The 16,201-nt window shown below is 53.0% G+C and carries 19 protein-coding genes and 2 tRNA genes; 2 read left to right on the forward strand and 19 right to left on the reverse strand.

Going from position 1 to position 16,201, the window contains the following annotated elements; all coding sequences use genetic code 11:
- Window positions 1-92 precede the first annotated feature (92 nt).
- Window positions 93-749, forward strand: coding sequence for a recombinase family protein (locus ACXAEW_RS04595; protein WP_474940204.1), 657 nt, complete (start codon window positions 93-95; stop codon window positions 747-749).
- A 55-nt stretch (window positions 750-804) separates the two neighbouring features.
- Here ACXAEW_RS04595 and ACXAEW_RS04600 read toward each other — a convergent pair whose 3' ends face one another.
- The 19 genes from ACXAEW_RS04600 to ACXAEW_RS04690 form a co-directional block, all read right to left on the reverse strand.
- Window positions 805-1,347 (reverse strand): hypothetical protein, encoded by a 543-nt coding sequence (locus tag ACXAEW_RS04600; RefSeq protein ID WP_474940205.1) that lies wholly within the window; start codon window positions 1,345-1,347, stop codon window positions 805-807.
- 172 nt (window positions 1,348-1,519) lie between these two features.
- Window positions 1,520-4,270, reverse strand: a complete 2,751-nt coding sequence (locus ACXAEW_RS04605; protein ID WP_474940206.1) for a DNA polymerase — start codon at window positions 4,268-4,270, stop codon at window positions 1,520-1,522.
- 903 nt (window positions 4,271-5,173) lie between these two features.
- Complete coding sequence (locus tag ACXAEW_RS04610) at window positions 5,174-5,590, reverse strand: hypothetical protein (protein ID WP_474940207.1); 417 nt, start codon at window positions 5,588-5,590, stop codon at window positions 5,174-5,176.
- A 69-nt stretch (window positions 5,591-5,659) separates the two neighbouring features.
- Complete coding sequence (locus tag ACXAEW_RS04615; RefSeq protein ID WP_474940208.1) at window positions 5,660-6,028, reverse strand: hypothetical protein; 369 nt, start codon at window positions 6,026-6,028, stop codon at window positions 5,660-5,662.
- A 65-nt stretch (window positions 6,029-6,093) separates the two neighbouring features.
- Window positions 6,094-7,275, reverse strand: coding sequence for a tyrosine-type recombinase/integrase (locus ACXAEW_RS04620; protein WP_474940209.1), 1,182 nt, complete (start codon window positions 7,273-7,275; stop codon window positions 6,094-6,096).
- A 98-nt stretch (window positions 7,276-7,373) separates the two neighbouring features.
- Window positions 7,374-7,448: transfer RNA gene (locus ACXAEW_RS04625), tRNA-Phe, on the reverse strand.
- A gap of 78 nt (window positions 7,449-7,526) precedes the next feature.
- Complete coding sequence (locus ACXAEW_RS04630) at window positions 7,527-7,712, reverse strand: DNA gyrase inhibitor YacG (RefSeq protein ID WP_474940210.1); 186 nt, start codon at window positions 7,710-7,712, stop codon at window positions 7,527-7,529.
- Window positions 7,709-8,731 (reverse strand): ribonuclease E/G, encoded by a 1,023-nt coding sequence (locus ACXAEW_RS04635; protein ID WP_474940211.1) that lies wholly within the window; start codon window positions 8,729-8,731, stop codon window positions 7,709-7,711. Before ACXAEW_RS04635 ends, ACXAEW_RS04630 begins: the two co-directional genes overlap by 4 nt.
- Window positions 8,728-9,312, reverse strand: a complete 585-nt coding sequence (locus ACXAEW_RS04640; RefSeq protein WP_474940212.1) for a Maf family protein — start codon at window positions 9,310-9,312, stop codon at window positions 8,728-8,730. Before ACXAEW_RS04640 ends, ACXAEW_RS04635 begins: the two co-directional genes overlap by 4 nt.
- A gap of 99 nt (window positions 9,313-9,411) precedes the next feature.
- Window positions 9,412-9,630, reverse strand: a complete 219-nt coding sequence (infA, locus tag ACXAEW_RS04645; protein WP_005978431.1) for a translation initiation factor IF-1 — start codon at window positions 9,628-9,630, stop codon at window positions 9,412-9,414.
- Window positions 9,631-9,714: 84 nt separating this feature from the next.
- Window positions 9,715-10,593 (reverse strand): carbon-nitrogen hydrolase family protein, encoded by an 879-nt coding sequence (locus ACXAEW_RS04650; RefSeq protein ID WP_474940213.1) that lies wholly within the window; start codon window positions 10,591-10,593, stop codon window positions 9,715-9,717.
- A gap of 37 nt (window positions 10,594-10,630) precedes the next feature.
- The gene (locus ACXAEW_RS04655) at window positions 10,631-11,212 is read right to left on the reverse strand and encodes an N-acetyltransferase family protein (RefSeq protein WP_474940214.1); all 582 of its coding nucleotides are present in this window, start codon (window positions 11,210-11,212) and stop codon (window positions 10,631-10,633) included.
- Window positions 11,209-11,607 (reverse strand): ketosteroid isomerase-related protein, encoded by a 399-nt coding sequence (locus ACXAEW_RS04660; RefSeq protein ID WP_474940215.1) that lies wholly within the window; start codon window positions 11,605-11,607, stop codon window positions 11,209-11,211. Before ACXAEW_RS04660 ends, ACXAEW_RS04655 begins: the two co-directional genes overlap by 4 nt.
- A complete protein-coding gene (locus ACXAEW_RS04665) occupies window positions 11,604-12,062 on the reverse strand; it encodes an arsenate-mycothiol transferase ArsC (RefSeq protein ID WP_474940216.1) in 459 nt (152 codons plus the stop codon). Before ACXAEW_RS04665 ends, ACXAEW_RS04660 begins: the two co-directional genes overlap by 4 nt.
- A gap of 2 nt (window positions 12,063-12,064) precedes the next feature.
- On the reverse strand, window positions 12,065-12,544 hold the full coding sequence (locus tag ACXAEW_RS04670) for a UPF0262 family protein (protein WP_474940217.1): 480 nt from the start codon (window positions 12,542-12,544) through the stop codon (window positions 12,065-12,067).
- Window positions 12,545-12,671: 127 nt separating this feature from the next.
- Complete coding sequence (hisD, locus tag ACXAEW_RS04675) at window positions 12,672-13,973, reverse strand: histidinol dehydrogenase (protein ID WP_474940218.1); 1,302 nt, start codon at window positions 13,971-13,973, stop codon at window positions 12,672-12,674.
- 125 nt (window positions 13,974-14,098) lie between these two features.
- Complete coding sequence (locus tag ACXAEW_RS04680) at window positions 14,099-14,575, reverse strand: DUF2948 family protein (RefSeq protein ID WP_474940219.1); 477 nt, start codon at window positions 14,573-14,575, stop codon at window positions 14,099-14,101.
- Window positions 14,575-15,846 carry a UDP-N-acetylglucosamine 1-carboxyvinyltransferase gene (murA, locus tag ACXAEW_RS04685; RefSeq protein ID WP_474940220.1) on the reverse strand — a complete coding sequence of 424 codons (1,272 nt, stop codon included), beginning with the start codon at window positions 15,844-15,846 and terminating at the stop codon, window positions 14,575-14,577. Before murA ends, ACXAEW_RS04680 begins: the two co-directional genes overlap by 1 nt.
- Window positions 15,847-15,853: 7 nt before the next feature.
- Complete coding sequence (locus ACXAEW_RS04690) at window positions 15,854-16,009, reverse strand: hypothetical protein (protein ID WP_474940221.1); 156 nt, start codon at window positions 16,007-16,009, stop codon at window positions 15,854-15,856.
- A gap of 84 nt (window positions 16,010-16,093) precedes the next feature.
- Here ACXAEW_RS04690 and ACXAEW_RS04695 point away from each other — a divergent pair.
- A tRNA-Thr gene (locus tag ACXAEW_RS04695) sits at window positions 16,094-16,168 on the forward strand.
- Window positions 16,169-16,201 lie beyond the last annotated feature (33 nt).

Genomic DNA, 16,201 nt, shown 5'->3' on the forward strand with positions numbered 1-16,201 from the left:
CCTCAAACACCCAAGCCTTTCGTTGAACCATTTTCCCAACTTTCGGAAGCCGTCTACGACAAACCAACGTTTGTCGGTTACGGAGGGATTTTATGGTCGAATATGTCGTCTATTTTCGAGTTTCCACGGAACGCCAAGGACGCTCAGGTCTTGGGCTGGAAGCGCAACACACGATGGTTGAGCAGTTCCTTCAACCAAACGACAACGTGATTGCAGAGTTCACCGAAGTACAATCAGGAAAGCGCAATGATCGAGTTGAACTGTGGAAGGCCATCAATCTCGTTAAGAAGACACGATCCAAGCTGCTGATCCCAAAACTCGACAGGTTCTCCCGGAAGGTTTCGTTCATCTCTGGCATCATTGATCAGGGGATTGAGCTGGTCGTCTGCGAACATCCAAATGTCTCAACCTTCTTTTTGCATCTGCTGGCGTGTTTCGCTGAAGAAGAACGCAGGCAGATTTCTGGGAGAACCAAAGCTGCTCTGCAAGCCGCCAAAGCGCGTGGAACGATCCTTGGGCGGAACGCACAGCGGCTTGCAAAGGTCAGACAGCAGGAAAAGCTGGAATTCTTCGGAACGATCAGCCAAGAGTTTGAGACGGCTTTGGCTGAGGCTGGCAGCTTTTCAGGAACAGCTAAGCTGCTGAACGCGAGAGGTGTGAAAACCCGCAAAGGTGGCAAATGGCATCCACAAACGGTCAAAAACTATGCAGCCAGCTTGAAGGGAGCAAAGCGGACACTTGCAGATTAAGCAGCGAATGCCCGTAGAGAGCCCAATTGAACGGATGCTGCATGGTGCACAAATGTCAGCTTGAGAACGTACAGAATTCCTTGACGTATGCGTCATAAGTTGAAGTGAAGCTGATGGCCTTTTCTTCAACGCCAAGGCCTTTCATACTGATCAGCATGCTATCTCGCCACTCGTAGTAGTGACTTGTGCCGTCACCGCGTGGTGACGGCACAGTCTCTTTCGATGGTTCTCTCAGTACAGAACGCTCTTGTCGGGTAAGTGTACCCTCCCGCATCGAAAAGCCGTAGAAAGCAAAGCCAATTTCGGGTGGACCGTCTTCTAGCTTTGCGTAAGCGTACTTTTTCCCTGGAGTTCGTCTATCTTCGTTAAGGAGTGCGTTGACCATGTCGAATTGAAATGATGTCCAGAGCACCCAGCCTTGGCCCGGAACGTCTCGCCAACGAAATGTCGTCATCTGGCAGTCGTCGACACGGACTTCACGCCTTTCGTCTTCGAAGAAGTGCTTTCCAGACGTTTCCAGAGCTTGAATTAACTCTGACTTGTCGCCCGCAGTGGCTTGGGTTGCCAATAACACCAGAAGAGGGTGGAACAGCTTCATAGTTCGCCCTTCACTTAAACTTTGCATGCGCTCATGCTGAAACCTTCTTAGTTTAAAACCCGACGTTGGTGCAACTGCAGCGAAGGCCCGGATTGTCCCGCACTTACGCCATACACACTGCCCGCTTCAACGATCGCTATCGCGCCCTCAACGTACCCAAATAGCCTCCCCGCTACTCCCGCAAAGGCTTTGCCATATCCCTTTCGACGATCTTCAGATCGAACGCGGCCTTTGGTGTGAGGAATTGTTCAATATCCAGTTTTGGAAACAGGCCCCTTTTGATCGCCTCCAAGATCTTGACGGACTGGTCACAGTTTGGGACTTGCTTGGGTACAAATGCTTTCTTCTTCCGGGCATTGTCCACATCGGTCTTGGCGCAGGGAATGCCAAAGCGATCATTGAGGATATTTGCGAACGTATCTGCCTTCAGTTTGAAGCCGTCAGGAAGCACATCCTGATCAACAGCGCTTGGATTAAGCTCATGAGTGCCAGCTTTGCGAAGCCTCTGAGCGATCACCAGATCCCTGCGAATGCGCTTTAGGATGCCATCCTCCTTGGCCAAATACGCCCCAGCCGGACCTTGTGCCGCCAGCTTGCTTTCAAAGTAGGTGGCCCATTTTTGATAGTCTTCAACGGATTTGAGGCAGCGCGGGGCGTCCTTGGTATAGGAACGCCAAAGCTCCCGAACGGTATTGTACTGCTCAACACTGTCCCAAGGTATGGTGGAAAACGCCAGATGACTGACTTCAGATTGGGTGCCAAATTGCACTGGAACATCACCAGCAGCATGCGGCCTGCGTTTCCAGTCAAACTCCATCGACAGACGCTTGGTCATTGTCTTGTCGACAAAATCCATCCCCTTTTCGTACATCTCCCGAATGCCTGCCCCCAACACCACCGCCATTGTATCCGTTGGCTTCCGGTTTAAAAACAGCTCCACAATCTCATCGTTTTGCTGTGACTTGGACAACGTTCGATCAAGTTTGATCCCACCCTTGGCCAAGACAACCCGTTCATCCTCCCGAGGCTCAAGATTGACACCTTCAAAGTCCGAGACCTGAGAGGGTTTCAGAGTCGCCTGCCCGCGTGTCCGCCAGCCAATCGGTTGGCGTATGACGTGCTTGGTCTCATAGATCTGCGTATCCCCCACAAGTATGCCGCGCGCAGATCGATAGTCCCAACCTAAGTTGATAATGGTCGTCTTCCTCATCTGCGCATCCGTTGCAGTTGTAAGAAAGCCATCTGTTGTGACGCTGAAGATCTCAACACTCCGCGGCAGCGCATTCATGATTTCGCCCAGCGTGGCGCGGCAGAGAGCGGTAATATAAGCCGCATAGACAGGATTGGTAATCTTACTGGGTTCCAAACGCTGGGTCTGCGCAGATCTCAGATCGTACACACGGCACTCCCTGAGCCCCTGCGCCGTCTTTCCATAAGTGGAATTGACCAGCTCCTTCCAAAAGAGATTGTTCAAATTCTTCTTGGGGTGTTTCTGACGCTCAGTGATGCAGTGCTTGGTAAAATCAAGGAACGGACGAATAGGATACCCATGTTCCCTGATGCGGCTGAAGACATAATCACTGTCGATGTATCGCCCCTCCACCAGTTCAATTTTACACCCCAACTGGAGCGCCAAATTGATCTCGCTGATGTGGGTGGTGCTGTTGCCTTTGCGGGGAAACAGCAAGCCCGTTTCCGTACGCACCGGCAAAACGGGAAAGCGGACATCATCAGGGAACTCAAAGTTCACATTGGCAAAGGCCAGATCTCCGGATAAAAACGTCCCTTTCTTTAGTTCTTTAGTGGGCGTGATGGGGCGAATGCTGTCCCAATGCACCTCCCCAATCAACGACATGGCCGACGGGTAAGCACTGGCAAGATCATAGTCATACCAAACACCTTCGGGTGCTGGACCAAACCAGAATTGCTCGTTGCGCCCACCGTGATAACACTCTGTAAAGAAGTCCTCACTCCAGTGAAGCTTCGGCAAAGACACTGTTTTCGTCTCCGTCACATAGCGCTCTCGTTTCTTATCCCAGCGCCGCTCCTCCACGGTCTCCTTGCCCACCACATATGCAGGGTCAAGACCAAGCTTTTTCCAGTGTTTTTGAATCAGGTCGACACCAATGGAGGTCAGCGTCACAGGCAATTTGAAGGTGCCGGTCTGTTCAAAGTAGAGACGGATCAATCGGGTGGTGTATTGATCGCAGATCTCAGCATCCCGGATCGCATAGTCCCGGAACCGCTCCCAATCAGCGGCCATAAAATCGGCCATATGCGTTTTGTAGTGCAGATCTTTGACAGGGTCATCTGACAGAGACAACTTCTCAAACCCAAGTATATCACCAAGCTGAGCAAGACTTCTGGCACCTGCAGGAGCCAATGCAAGTGTATCCCGGATCTTAACTGCAATCCGCACATGTCCTTTGCCGTCGTCGCAGGGTAAAGAGACCTCAATATCCGAGCTGACATTCATAAACAGGCTGCGAATGTTGTCGAGATTCAGCGCACCCCGGCGCTCGTCATCCTTGAAGTCACTAAACGCAGGCACATCCGCTCGGGTAAAATGCGCCACCAGATAGATATCAACGGGCATTTTGACATCTGGATAGGCTTTGATCCCTTCCGCCAAAGCATGTGTGACAAAGGCCTCAAGGGACAGACGGTCGCTGACCAAAGGCCCATCCGGCAAGATAATCCCAGACCAATGTGGTTCCTCCCCAGCATTATCTGGAGTGACGACACGACAGCTAAATTGATAGGAAAGCACTTCATTTTCTATCTCAACCTGGCCTGCCGCATTGGTCCGTGGCCTGCGCTGATACTCCGTGTCAAAGCCAAAGACCAAATACCGTCCTTTCTTGTATCTGCGACCGTTCGGCTTGCCAAATTGCGTAGCGGAGAAGAGAGAGGATGAAGGCATCGGTGGTCCTAAAAGACTTCAAAAAATGGGCTGAGCGCAGCTTCAGGGTTCCTGTTGAAGCGGATGCCGAGTGTTGAAAATAGTAAAAGTTTGTGCTCTACACCCAAATAGAACTTTTACTATTTTTATGATCCTTAAACTGGCCAAAAAAGTTCAAATAAAACATGTGACATCGCCAGAGCTCCCCAAGCACCGACTTATAAATAAACCATATAAAACAATATACTATACATATACAAACATACAAATACAGCTCGCAACTCTCTTGTATCAGGAACGCGATACAAACCAAAATCATAATCAGCCCGAAGCGTTATGCAATCAGAAGGGAATTTCCACCGGACGGTGCAGAGCCAAAGTTACAACGGCCAGCAGACATAACGTCATCGAATAGTAGGGTTAGGAGACAGCGAAAGCGGGGGAAAGATGAAAGCCCCCAAAGAGAGCAAGAGCAAACAATTGTCATCACGAGACGGGGAAGTGCCGTCGCCGAGCGTGTCAAATTGCCATCTACAGGACGCACGCATATCGGTCCGCTGTGTAAGCAGCACGTAGGCTGAGACCGGATAACCGCCAGCCGCACCCTTCAGGTAATCGTGTGTAGATGGTTTGTCAGATCGCCAGATCTCACATGCTTCTCCTCAACGGATAGGAGAAGTATGTCCAAATTCCAAAAAACACTAAAAGATTATCCGCCAGAAACATACCCCCGAAGGGGGTACTCAATCACAAAGTGATTGAGCCTCAAGCAAATCTAAGCTGTTATAAAGATTGATTATAATCTTCCTATAGACACCCAATGGGTTCACTTCGTGAACTGTGCTTCGCACAAAAGCTAGAGTTTTAAAGCCCCGGTTGGGTTCCGGCGGGCTGAGTTTAAATTCCGGAGATGACCTTTAGGCCCTAAGTCTCCAGCTCTAAACTTTCTGGGAACAAAATGTCCTCCCAAAGTTTGGCCTCTCCAACACCCCCAAGCACGCAATCGAGGTAGTTCCGATCAAACGTATCCGGACAGTCATCAATCAGCATTGGAAAGGGCAAATCAGGATCTGTTGGCAGGTAAGACCAAAAGAAGAGTCTGTTTTTGGGGCTGTTTGCTTTCTTTTGCTGATAGAGCGCTTGGACCTCTGCCTCTGTCATACCCCGAAGGAGAGCAAAATGGATGGAGCGGCCTAGTTTCCGCCCAGTACCTTCAAACATCACCTTCTTATCCTTGAGATTTCCAGCATTGCGAGCCAGCCATTGGAAAGCCAACCGATTGTCAGATCGAGACCCATGGACACGCGATGGTTGGAAACGGATTACTTCTAAGTCATTCATAATAATTACCTTTCAATTGAGTATATGTGTTCAAGTGTGGCCATCGCCATGACAGCGCTGGCCCCTGTTTTAAGCCTTGGCAAAACGACTACGGATCGCCAAAGCAGCCGCCTCCAAAACCTCATCCAACTGACCATCTTGAGCCAAGGATTTGAGCTTCTGGAGGGATTGGACAACGCCCTTGGCGTCACCGCATTTGATTGTTGCCATACCATCTGCAAGCTCAAGCGCCGCTCGCCCATACCGGGGGGAGAGGAACCATTCTCCGGCTTCAGACTGCCATGCCCAACTGGACGCCTTTGGCAGCACATCGCCTGCGCGGGCTGCTGCCAATTGCTTCTCAATCGCAGCTATGAACTTCTGACGGCGCAGATGGCTGGCCGACAAGGACTTGGGTTTGGCAATGGCGGACAGATCAAATTCTTTACGAAGGGACATATCGCTTCTCCTGTGATGTCCCTTGCGCCCTCCCCCAAGCCGCGCTTTGCAGACAACCCGCTCCGTCAGCCGACGATCTGTAGGTTCTCAATCAGCTCTTTTGAGGGGGCCATCTTCTTCAGATAAAACCGCTCTAGCTGATCCACCGAAGTGCCTGCGTTTTTGGCCAACGTATGGAGGTTCACCTTACCTTTGGACTCCCGCAGCCGGGCCTGGATGGCATAATGGCGTAGCGAATAAGGAGACAGTTTGCGATCCCCGTCCGCAAGCCCTGCTTCCTTCAAAATGTGGTTGAAGATACGCCGGGCCGTATTGATCGCTGTGCGACGGTTTGGGTATTCAGGCATCCACACGTATTCATCAGCGGGATAGCGGATGCCCTTAAACGGGTCTTTGAGGTCAGTGTAAAAAGGCACCGCAATTGGCATCGTCACGCTGACGCGGGCACCGGTTTTGCCGCCCCGCACATTCAACTCCAGATGCGTCGGATCGCCTTTGACCTGAATATCCCCGTGCTTCAGGCCAAACAGCTCTCCTTCTGTCGGCCTCAGGAAGGAGTGCACGCAGAACATGAACATCATCACATGTTCCCGCTTCACTCTGACACCGCGCACCTTGTCGCCGCGATTTGCACATCTCTGCGCAACCTCTTTAAACAACTTGTACTCTTTGTCGGTAAACGTATGCCGGGGCGTATCAACGGTCTTTTGCTTCGGCATGACCGGCAGCACATTTAACACGCCATCTTCCACCGCCAGCGCCAGCACCTTGCGCATGATGATCGTATGTTTGGCTTTGGTCGATTCCGCCAACCGTTTGGAACGATTGCCATCCAAATGGATCAGGTAATCGCGAACCATACCGGTGTTGATCTTGGTCACATCATATTTGCCAAAATAGACAATCAGCCCATCATTGGCCCGCATCAGCAGCTTATTGTCACCATCGGACCACTTCGACGCTCCCTTCTGAAGGTCCATCAGCTTCTTGGCATAGTGCTCAAAGCTGGTGGACTTCTTCCGGGCATGATCGCTGTTGGCTTGGCTATGATAACTGTCGGCAAACTCGCCCGCTGCATCAATGGCCTCAATCCGGCTGGTCTCTTTGGTTGAACGCACCACATAGGCGCGAGCAATGGGGTCTCTCAGCCGCACATACCAATAGGGACTACGGGCCGTTTTATAGATCGACAGGCCTTTGCGGAGGGGTTTGATTTTGAGGATTTTGTTTTTTGAATCTTTCGGCAAATCAGGAACTTAAATTGAGTGTATAACTGTGTGTAACTTTTAAAACCGCTGATGAAATCTACCAACGGAGAAAAATAATATTTGAAATCAATATATTATGGTGCCCGGGGGCGGAATCGAACCACCGACACGAGGATTTTCAATCCACTGCTCTACCCCTGAGCTACCCGGGCACGGGAAGGCGTCTCGCCTTGGGTGGAGGCCTTCTATGCTGTCACGCAAAGAGTGTCCAGAGGGATTTTGAAAGTTTTTCAACTTTGTTCGGGCGGCGGTGAATTTTCCAATAATTCCATGGCTTCGACGAGATCTTCCGGGTCCTGGCTGGGTACCGAATAGACCCCGTTCATCCATTTTCCGAGGTCAATATCAGCGCAGCGCTTGGAGCAGAATGGGCGGTATTTTAGAACCGTATCGTTTGCACAGACAGGGCAGCTCATGACAGGGCTTCCAGCAAGGACACACGGCCGCGTTTGCGTTGAAGTTCGAAGTGGCCCAGATTGGTCCAGCCGACCATTGTGGTCTCTTCGCTGTCGGACTTCAGACTGGCGCGAAGGGCGCTTTCAAAAGCGCGCCGGTCTTTCTTGGGCATGGGGGCAAGATCCAATACGATCTGCCCGCCCAGACCGCGGACACGCAAGACGCGCGGCAGATGTTTGGCGCAGGCCATATTGGCCTTAACCCCGGCGGCGAGGGAAGTGTCCGTGCCAGTATTGACATCGACGGCCACCAGAGCGCGGGTGGGTTCCACATAGAGGAATGCCCCGCCCGGCAAAGATTCCTCGATACCTCGGGCCATATCCAACGCATCCAGAACACCATGGCGTTCAAAGCCGCCCGGATTGCTTTCGATGGTTGCGGGTTCCACCCAATCGCGCCAAGCTAAGAGATGTGGACCATCTCCTTCGGAGAGGACTTCAACCTCGGCCCCTTCATCGCCAAGCACCTGCTCAGCCAGGCTGCACATCGCTTGGATGTCTTCGGCAATGTCATCGACGTCAATACCAGCACAGGCAGACCTAAGAATCAGGCCGAAAGGCAGATCGCCAGTTGTCTCGTGAGCGATTTCCAACAGCCGATCACGTTCATCTTCATCCCGAATAGAGCGCGAGATATTTAGCCCCGGCGCATCGGGAGTGACGATGGCATAGCGGCTTTTGAACAACAGCTTCTGTGTCACAGGAATGGCTTTACCAGGTTCAGCATATCCGGTGACCTGTACAAGCATCATTTGCCCCGGCGCGAGCCCTTTGACCTGACGCAGAAACGCAGGCCCGTCGGGCGTGGTGAGGAACATGCCCCCCTGCCCCTTCACCGGGCGATCTGCACGGGCACGATAGATGGTACCCGGGGTCGGCGCATCGCCATCGATCAGAAAATCTTCCAAAATTCCATCAACGATCAGTGCGGCTGCTTCACGCTCATTGATGTGGTCCAGAATGATTGAACGGCCCTTCATGCGACGACCTCCTGTTGGAATACGGGCACGCCAGCCGCGCGCAATAGGTTTGCAGTTTCAGCCAGCGGAAGCCCCACAATGCCTGTGAAAGAGCCACTGATCCAAGGGATAAAGGCTCCCGCAGGGCCCTGAATGGCATAGCCACCGGCCTTTCCCTGCCAGTCACCACTGGCGAGGTAGGCGTTAAGCTCCTCATCCGAAAGACGTTTCATTTTTACCTGGCTCACCACATCTGTCTCCCAGATCTGATCGCCCTTACGCACAGCAACTGCGGTAATCACTTGGTGACGCCGCCCCGAAAGGGCCAGCAAAAATTGCGCAGCTTCGCCAGCATCTTTGGGCTTACCCATGATACGGCGGCCCAGTGCAACGGTGGTATCCGCGCAAAGCACAACATCTTCGGCCCGCGCATCAACAGCTTCGACTTTGGAGCGGGTAACACGCGTACAATAAGGACGCGGCAACTCTCTTTTGAACGGCGTTTCATCCACGTCCGGAGGGCGCACGGCTGCAGGTTTAACACCCAATTGTTGCAATAATTCCAACCTACGCGGGCTGCCCGATCCAAGAATGAACACCATTTTGTCCTCTAATCTCGCTCTGCCCATGGTGATACGCGGACAGCGGATAAAACAAAAGCCCGGCACAAGCCGGGCTTTGAACGCAATTGCGGATCATGCTTACTTGAAGCGATAGTTGATCCGACCCTTGGTCAGGTCATAGGGGGTCATTTCCACCTGTACCTTGTCGCCAGCCAGAACACGGATGCGGTTTTTGCGCATCTTTCCTGCCGTATGTGCGATAATCTCATGGCCGTTTTCTAGCTCGACCCGAAACGTCGCATTGGGCAGGAGTTCCTTCACGACACCGGGAAATTCGAGCGTATCTTCCTTGGCCATGGTCTCTCCTTTACACAACTTCCCGCACAAAACACGGGACGTGCGCTTAAATGAGGGCTTTTTTCCTATTTTTCAAGGGCACAATCACGACAAGCTAATATTTGAAGTTATTTTCACGCATGTGTCCTGTTCTTGCCAATGCAACCTGTTCAGGACACCCCCATCGGCGCGTACCTCGGCAATTTTCTGAATATCTACATCGGCATAGGTCCAGCCAGGCTCATTTAACCGACCTTCTGCGATCACTCCGGTATCCGGAAGCCCACGGTCTGGTGGACCAAAAATTCCGCCCATACCGACATTCACATCAACGGCCTCTGACCACTCAGCCGTCCCAACGATGGACGCCATGGCTGTCACACATTGATTCTCCAGTGCACGCGCCATTGCGCCAATGCGCACCCTGGAATAACCCGCAAGACCTTCAGTACAGGACGGCACAAGGATTACATCGGCCTCGGACAGGGCGCGCCCCAACAAGGGGAATTCGCTGTCATAACAGATCAACACCCCGATCTTGCCGAGCTGGGTCTCAAAAAGGTTCAGCCCAGAGCCTGAAACAACGTTCCAGTCCTCCCGCTCAAACCGTGTCATGATTTGCTTGTCCTGATGACCAACCTTCCCATTTGGCGCAAACAACGCCGCGCGATTTACGGGACGATCCTGACCGATCCAAACCGGCGCGGATGCCCCAAGGATGTGGACCTGATACTCGGTCGCCAATCTGGAATGCAGAGTATTGGCAGCCTCCATACGCTGAGAGACAGCGGCAATCGAACGCTCCAGATCAGCGGCCACCTCTGCCCCTGAGAGCGTTGCCAACTCCATGGCCGCATACTCCGGAAAAACCAGAAGATCTGCACCCTGCCCAACGGCCTCTGTCACCCATGAACTAATTTTGTCTTCATATTGGGACCAGCTGTCAAACCAATCCAAAGGATATGCCGCGGTTGCAATTTTCATCGGGGTCTCCGCTTCAAAATGGATCATTCCGCACGTTTCATAAGTCGCGTGACCAAAACTGCAGTTCTTTGACACTTTCATTGGTGTCGCCAACATCCGTCCACGAGAAGTTGGCCCGCACGCCGTCCACTGGTTCATATCCGCGCTTACGCCAAAACGCGTCAAGCGGCTGGTATCCACTAGGACGCAATGGGTGGTCCGCCGGGCGGATCACCCCGCAGAAAGCCGTTGTTTTGAAGCCCAGACCAGCTGCATATGTTTCACGTTGATCAAAAAACGCGTGACCGATGCCTTGGCCCCGAAATTCCGGCAACAAGACGCTTTCGGCGCAGTAAAAAACATCGTCAACATTGAGGGCGTCGCCCGTGATCTGATTTGCGTCCTCGTGGTCTGCGAGAGGCATGCCTGTGGCTGCCCCCACTATTTTCTCACCCTCACGCGCAGCAACCAAAAGCGCCCGCGGATTGTCGCGGTAAGATCTCAGATAGCTCTGCTCGTAATCTTCGGAACCATCGTAAAGATATGGAAACGCACGGAATACTTTGATCCGAAGCTGAGCGAGATCCGGAAGCGCCGCCTCCAAAGCGGCGCCGGATAAAGCCTCGATCACAATCGTCATTTTCGCGAAACCTGCGCCACCCAATCTGACAGGTTGTAATAGGTGGTAACCCGGGAAATTTTTCCATTCCTCAGGTCAAAGAAAGACCCGGCTGGCAAACGGTAACTCTGCCCTGACGCTTCGGGCAGCCCTTCGTCTGTTTCTAGATAGGTTCCGTTTACAATGAACTCTGCCGCCGCACGGGAGCCGTCTTCGCTTAGGAAGACCACCATATCGGTCAGCTCTTCCTTGTAACAGCGTTCCATATGGGCGCAGAAAGCGGCAAATTTTTCTTTACCGACCCGTATGTTGCCCTCGTTTACGTGATGTGCAATGTCATCTGTTAGACATTCCAACATCTGATCCGTATCCCCAGCGTTAAACGCCTCAAAGTAGCGCGTAATGATGTCGCTCATTTGGTGTCCTTCGGTTCGCCCCAACGTTCCTTCAAACATTGTATGATCTGATCGCGTGATTGACGATACATTTCTAACTTGGCGTCTCGTGTTTCACCTAGCCCGGTAGGGTCCATGATTGGCCAATATTCGACATCAAGATGGAAAAAACGGGTAAGTTCCAGCGCCCGACGCTGACTTGCCGGGGACAATGCAACAACAAGATCAAAGGATGACAGATCGTCTCCCCATTGTTCCATCTCGTCAAAGGACCGTGAGCGATGACGCCCGAGTTCGACGTCGATTTCATGACATACGGCGATTGAAAACCCATCAATCTCCATATCGTTTTTGACGCCAACCGATTGAACATAGGTCCCGGCGCCGTAGAACTTCTTCATGATCCCTTCTGCCATCGGGGATCGGACCGCGTTGTGGTCACAACAAAACAGGACCGAATGCGGCAGTTTCTCCAATGTCAGGCTCCAAAATGCAAAACACAGATCAGCGTGAACAGGCGGCGAGCCGTATCAGTATCGATTACGGCCTTACCATCCAATCGTTCCTGCAACACGCGGCTACCCTCATTGTGGATGCCTCGGCGCGCCATGTCGATGGTTTCGATCTGGCTCGGAGGCAGATTCTTCACTGCATTAAAGTAGCTTTCGCAAATCTGGTAATAATCTTTGACCACCTGACGGAAGGGCGAAAGCGACAGGTGGAATTCCGCAGCCCTTTCGCCAGTTTCCGTGTTCAGCTCGAATACCAACCGTTTGTCCCGAATAGCCAGCGCCAAGTGATATGGCCCCGTGGGAATCATTTGCCCGTCACGGGGCGGCAGGACGAAACTGTTTTCCTCGATAAGGTCAAAAATTGCCACTTTGCGCTCTTGCGCAATCTCCGGGGTCGGAGCGGGCAGATTTTGGTCGTCCAGTTCAATCTTACTGATGTAGCTCATATCATAGACCTCAGAACCTGATGGACCTTCACACAGCATAGCTGATCCTTTGAACCTAGTTCATGCTGCAGTGCAGCACAATCCATCCAAGGTCGTAAGTTCCCGCAAAGTTTCGGGGACGCTACCATCAATGATTCAGACTGTCCAATCGCGCACGTACTGAAAGACCATGGGCCTCCAGGCTCTCGCTTTGTGCCAGCCGTTCCGCAGCTGGGCCGATGGCTGCAAGGGCCTCAGATGTCATGTGGCTCAATGTGGTTCGCTTGAGGAAATCCATAACAGAGAGCCCAGAGGAAAACCGTGCAGATCGCGCTGTGGGCAGCACATGGTTAGGCCCGCCAACATAATCGCCAATTGCTTCTGGTGTATATTGGCCAAGGAAAATGGCACCTGCGTGTACGGTTTTCTTGCTCAGCGCAACAGGATCCGCAACGCATAATTCCAAGTGCTCCGGCGCGATCCGATTTGACAGCACAACCGCTTCATCCAGGTCACGCACGACAATAACCGCTCCATAATCACGCCAGCTGGCGCCCGCGATCTCGCGACGCTCCAAAGTTTCCAGACGCTTTTCAACAGCTTCCGCAACAGCTTTGCCAAACCCAGCGTCATCGGTGATCAGAAGGGATTGCGCGCTTTCATCGTGCTCGGCCTGGCTCAGCAGATCCAAAGCTATCCAATCTGGCCTGTTGTCTTTGTCCGCGATCACCAAAATCTCGGACGGGCCAGCAATCATGTCGATACCAACCTTGCCAAACACCCGTCTTTTGGCAGCTGCAACAAAAGCGTTTCCCGGCCCTGTGATCTTGTCCACTGGTTTGATGGTGTCAGTGCCATAAGCCAAAGCCGCGATCGCTTGCGCGCCGCCAACCCGGTAAATCTCATCCACTCCGGCCAAACGTGCCGCCAGAAGTACAAGTGGGTTCACGTCGCCATCGGGGGTGGGAACGGTGATGGCCAATCGCTCTACTCCGGCCACTTTTGCAGGAATAGCATTCATCAGTACAGAAGACGGATAGGTCGCCACACCCCCCGGCACGTAAAGCCCCGCTGCGGAAACTGCGGACCATCGCCAGCCCAAAGTGGCCCCAACAGCGTCAGTCCATTGATCATCTGTCGGCATCTGGCGCTCATGATACGCGCGGATCCGATCTGCTGCCAGCTCCAGCGCATCACGATCCGCTGCATCAACCGATGCTATCGCTCTTTCGATGTCTTCTTCGCTGAAGCGCAGCTGTGACGCGTTAAGCGAGAGCCTGTCAAACTTGGCCGTCAATTCCAGAACGGCTGCATCGCCGCGCGCGCGCACATCCGCGATAATACCCGCCACAACAGCATCCACATCCGGGCTGTCTTCGCGTTTGGCACCCAAAAGCGCTTCAAATCGGCTTTCGAAATCCGCATCAACGGTGTTCAGGAATACGGGCATGGCAGCTCTCCTTTGCAGTCGGATTAGCCGGGCAAGCGCCGAGCCTCAAGCGCTCCCGGTGAATTCTAACGGGACAAATCGTCCCGCAAAGCCCCTCAGTCCATTACTCGGCAGAGGAAGGCAGGTCACGCACCATGTTCTGGGACTTTACCCGATGGAGCGCTGTATGGGCGGGTGACATCTTTCAGCCCTACCTCTAGCGCTTCGACACTCAATCGCAAGCCACCATCGCCCGCCAAGGTCAGATGCAAATAACCGCTCCCCTCGTTCGTTTCCTCAAAGGAAACAGACATCAATGAGCAGATCATATCCCTGTCCTCACGGTTGAGACCTTGCGAAGCAACACCCAGCACATTGTCAACAACCAGAAGAGACTGAACCCTCTCAACACTGCGTCCACGCTGCTCGGCAGCCACGCGGTCTTCCCAGCGGAAGCGATTGAGCAGAATTGCAAACCGGCGTTCTTTAGGCAGCCAGCGCATTTCCGAAACCGGGAACACCGCGTCCTGTGCCAACGTCGACAGAACCTGCAGATCCTCGGCATCCAACGCTCCTAGGTTCAGAGGCGCTTCGCGACCATCTTCAAATGTGGCGTCCGCCATCATTCCTCCTTGATCCGTTCAATTTTGGCACCCACGCCGGACAGTTTGCGGACAACTTTTTCGTAGCCACGATCCAAGTGATAGACGCGGCTGACACGTGTTTCGCCTTCGGCTGCAAGACCCGCGAGAATCAACGAAACGGAGGCGCGTAGATCAGTTGCCATCACGGGCGCACCTTTTAGTTTTTCAACACCGGTAACCGTCGCGGTACCACCTGAGACATCAATCTGCGCGCCCATGCGGATCAGTTCAGGCGCGTGCATAAAGCGGTTCTCAAAGATCTTTTCCTCCAGAACACTTGTCCCGTCGGCAGTACACAGGAGCGCCATCATCTGTGCTTGCAAATCAGTGGGGAAGCCAGGGAACGGTTCGGTGGTCACATCTACGGCTTTGACGCGTCCATTCTTGCGCGCAACTTTCACACCGTTCTCGGTTTCGGATACCTCGACACCCGTTTCCGCGAGCTTATCAACAAAGGCGCCGATCAGATCCATGCGACCACCGAGAAGTTCCACTTCTCCCCCACAGATCGCCGGGGCCAGCATATAGGTGCCCAGTTCAATCCGGTCTGCGACAACCGGATGCGTCGCTCCATTGAGGCGATCCACGCCCTGAACTGTGATCGTAGAACTGCCTTCGCCCTCGATTTCAGCGCCCATTTTGCGGAGGCATTCAACCAAATCAACGATCTCGGGCTCGCGCGCGGCATTGTTAATGACAGTGGTCCCTTTAGCGAGAGAGGCGGCCAGCAGAGCGTTTTCTGTGGCCCCCACAGAGACAAATGGAAAATCGATGGTTCCGCCAGTCAATCGCCCGCCTGGCGCTTTGGCATGGACATAGCCGTCTTTCAGCTCAAGCTCCGCACCCAGCGCTTCAAGCGCCTTCAGGTGAAGGTCAACAGGACGTGCGCCAATTGCACAGCCGCCAGGCAATGAAACAACGGCATGCCCATCGCGTGCAAGCATAGGCCCCAATACCAGAATGGACGCACGCATCTTGCGAACGATATCGTATTCAGCCGTGTGGTTATTTATGTCATGGCTCGACATCGCCAGAACTTTGCCGTCCTGAAGTCCCGAAACTTCGGCCCCCAGGGATTGCAGCAATTTTGTCATTGTCCGAATATCGCTCAACCGCGGCGCATTTGTCAGTGTCAGCGGCTCTTCGGTCAGCAAAGTCGCGGGCATCAACGTCAAGCAGGCGTTTTTTGCTCCAGCAATTTCAATCTGCCCATTCAAAGGGCCGTTGCCCGTTACAAGAATCGAATCCATCGTCTCTTTACCCTTCGGTTTTGCCTGTAGGCTCCACAGGTTTGGTGGAGCGTGCTTTCGCCTGCGCCTTACGACGGGCCATATTAGCCTTCAATGCCGCCTTCAAGCGGTCCTCCCGCGTCGCATCGGAACCGTGTTTTTTTTGTGTTTTTCGATCAGCCATAAAACTTCTGTAACTTAGTGCTAAAAAACCGTCCAGACACTCTTGCATCCCTCATCGAATATGCATAGAAGCCCCTTCACCGGCGCTGCTGTAGCTCAGAGGTAGAGCACTCCCTTGGTAAGGGAGAGGTCGAGAGTTCAATTCTCTCCAGCAGCACCAGGGCATCTCATAAAAATTTGGTGTCGCGAACAG

Source organism: Epibacterium sp. ABZ3_068, assembly GCF_056159265.1.

Excerpts from the sequence above, each read along its gene's own strand:
- murA (WP_474940220.1), bottom strand. The coding sequence starts at position 15,846 with ATGGATTCGATTCTTGTAACGGGCAACGGCCCTTTGAATGGGCAGATT.
- ACXAEW_RS04650 (WP_474940213.1), bottom strand. The coding sequence starts at position 10,593 with ATGAAAATTGCAACCGCGGCATATCCTTTGGATTGGTTTGACAGCTGG.
- hisD (WP_474940218.1), bottom strand. The coding sequence starts at position 13,973 with ATGCCCGTATTCCTGAACACCGTTGATGCGGATTTCGAAAGCCGATTT.
- ACXAEW_RS04655 (WP_474940214.1), bottom strand. The coding sequence starts at position 11,212 with ATGACGATTGTGATCGAGGCTTTATCCGGCGCCGCTTTGGAGGCGGCG.
- ACXAEW_RS04595 (WP_474940204.1), top strand. The coding sequence starts at position 93 with ATGGTCGAATATGTCGTCTATTTTCGAGTTTCCACGGAACGCCAAGGA.
- ACXAEW_RS04680 (WP_474940219.1), bottom strand. The coding sequence starts at position 14,575 with ATGGCGGACGCCACATTTGAAGATGGTCGCGAAGCGCCTCTGAACCTA.
- ACXAEW_RS04640 (WP_474940212.1), bottom strand. The coding sequence starts at position 9,312 with ATGGTGTTCATTCTTGGATCGGGCAGCCCGCGTAGGTTGGAATTATTG.
- ACXAEW_RS04660 (WP_474940215.1), bottom strand. The coding sequence starts at position 11,607 with ATGAGCGACATCATTACGCGCTACTTTGAGGCGTTTAACGCTGGGGAT.
- infA (WP_005978431.1), bottom strand. The coding sequence starts at position 9,630 with ATGGCCAAGGAAGATACGCTCGAATTTCCCGGTGTCGTGAAGGAACTC.
- ACXAEW_RS04610 (WP_474940207.1), bottom strand. The coding sequence starts at position 5,590 with ATGAATGACTTAGAAGTAATCCGTTTCCAACCATCGCGTGTCCATGGG.
- ACXAEW_RS04690 (WP_474940221.1), bottom strand. The coding sequence starts at position 16,009 with ATGGCTGATCGAAAAACACAAAAAAAACACGGTTCCGATGCGACGCGG.
- ACXAEW_RS04605 (WP_474940206.1), bottom strand. The coding sequence starts at position 4,270 with ATGCCTTCATCCTCTCTCTTCTCCGCTACGCAATTTGGCAAGCCGAAC.
- ACXAEW_RS04635 (WP_474940211.1), bottom strand. The coding sequence starts at position 8,731 with ATGAAGGGCCGTTCAATCATTCTGGACCACATCAATGAGCGTGAAGCA.
- ACXAEW_RS04615 (WP_474940208.1), bottom strand. The coding sequence starts at position 6,028 with ATGTCCCTTCGTAAAGAATTTGATCTGTCCGCCATTGCCAAACCCAAG.
- ACXAEW_RS04670 (WP_474940217.1), bottom strand. The coding sequence starts at position 12,544 with ATGAGCTACATCAGTAAGATTGAACTGGACGACCAAAATCTGCCCGCT.
- ACXAEW_RS04630 (WP_474940210.1), bottom strand. The coding sequence starts at position 7,712 with ATGAGCTGCCCTGTCTGTGCAAACGATACGGTTCTAAAATACCGCCCA.
- ACXAEW_RS04600 (WP_474940205.1), bottom strand. The coding sequence starts at position 1,347 with ATGAAGCTGTTCCACCCTCTTCTGGTGTTATTGGCAACCCAAGCCACT.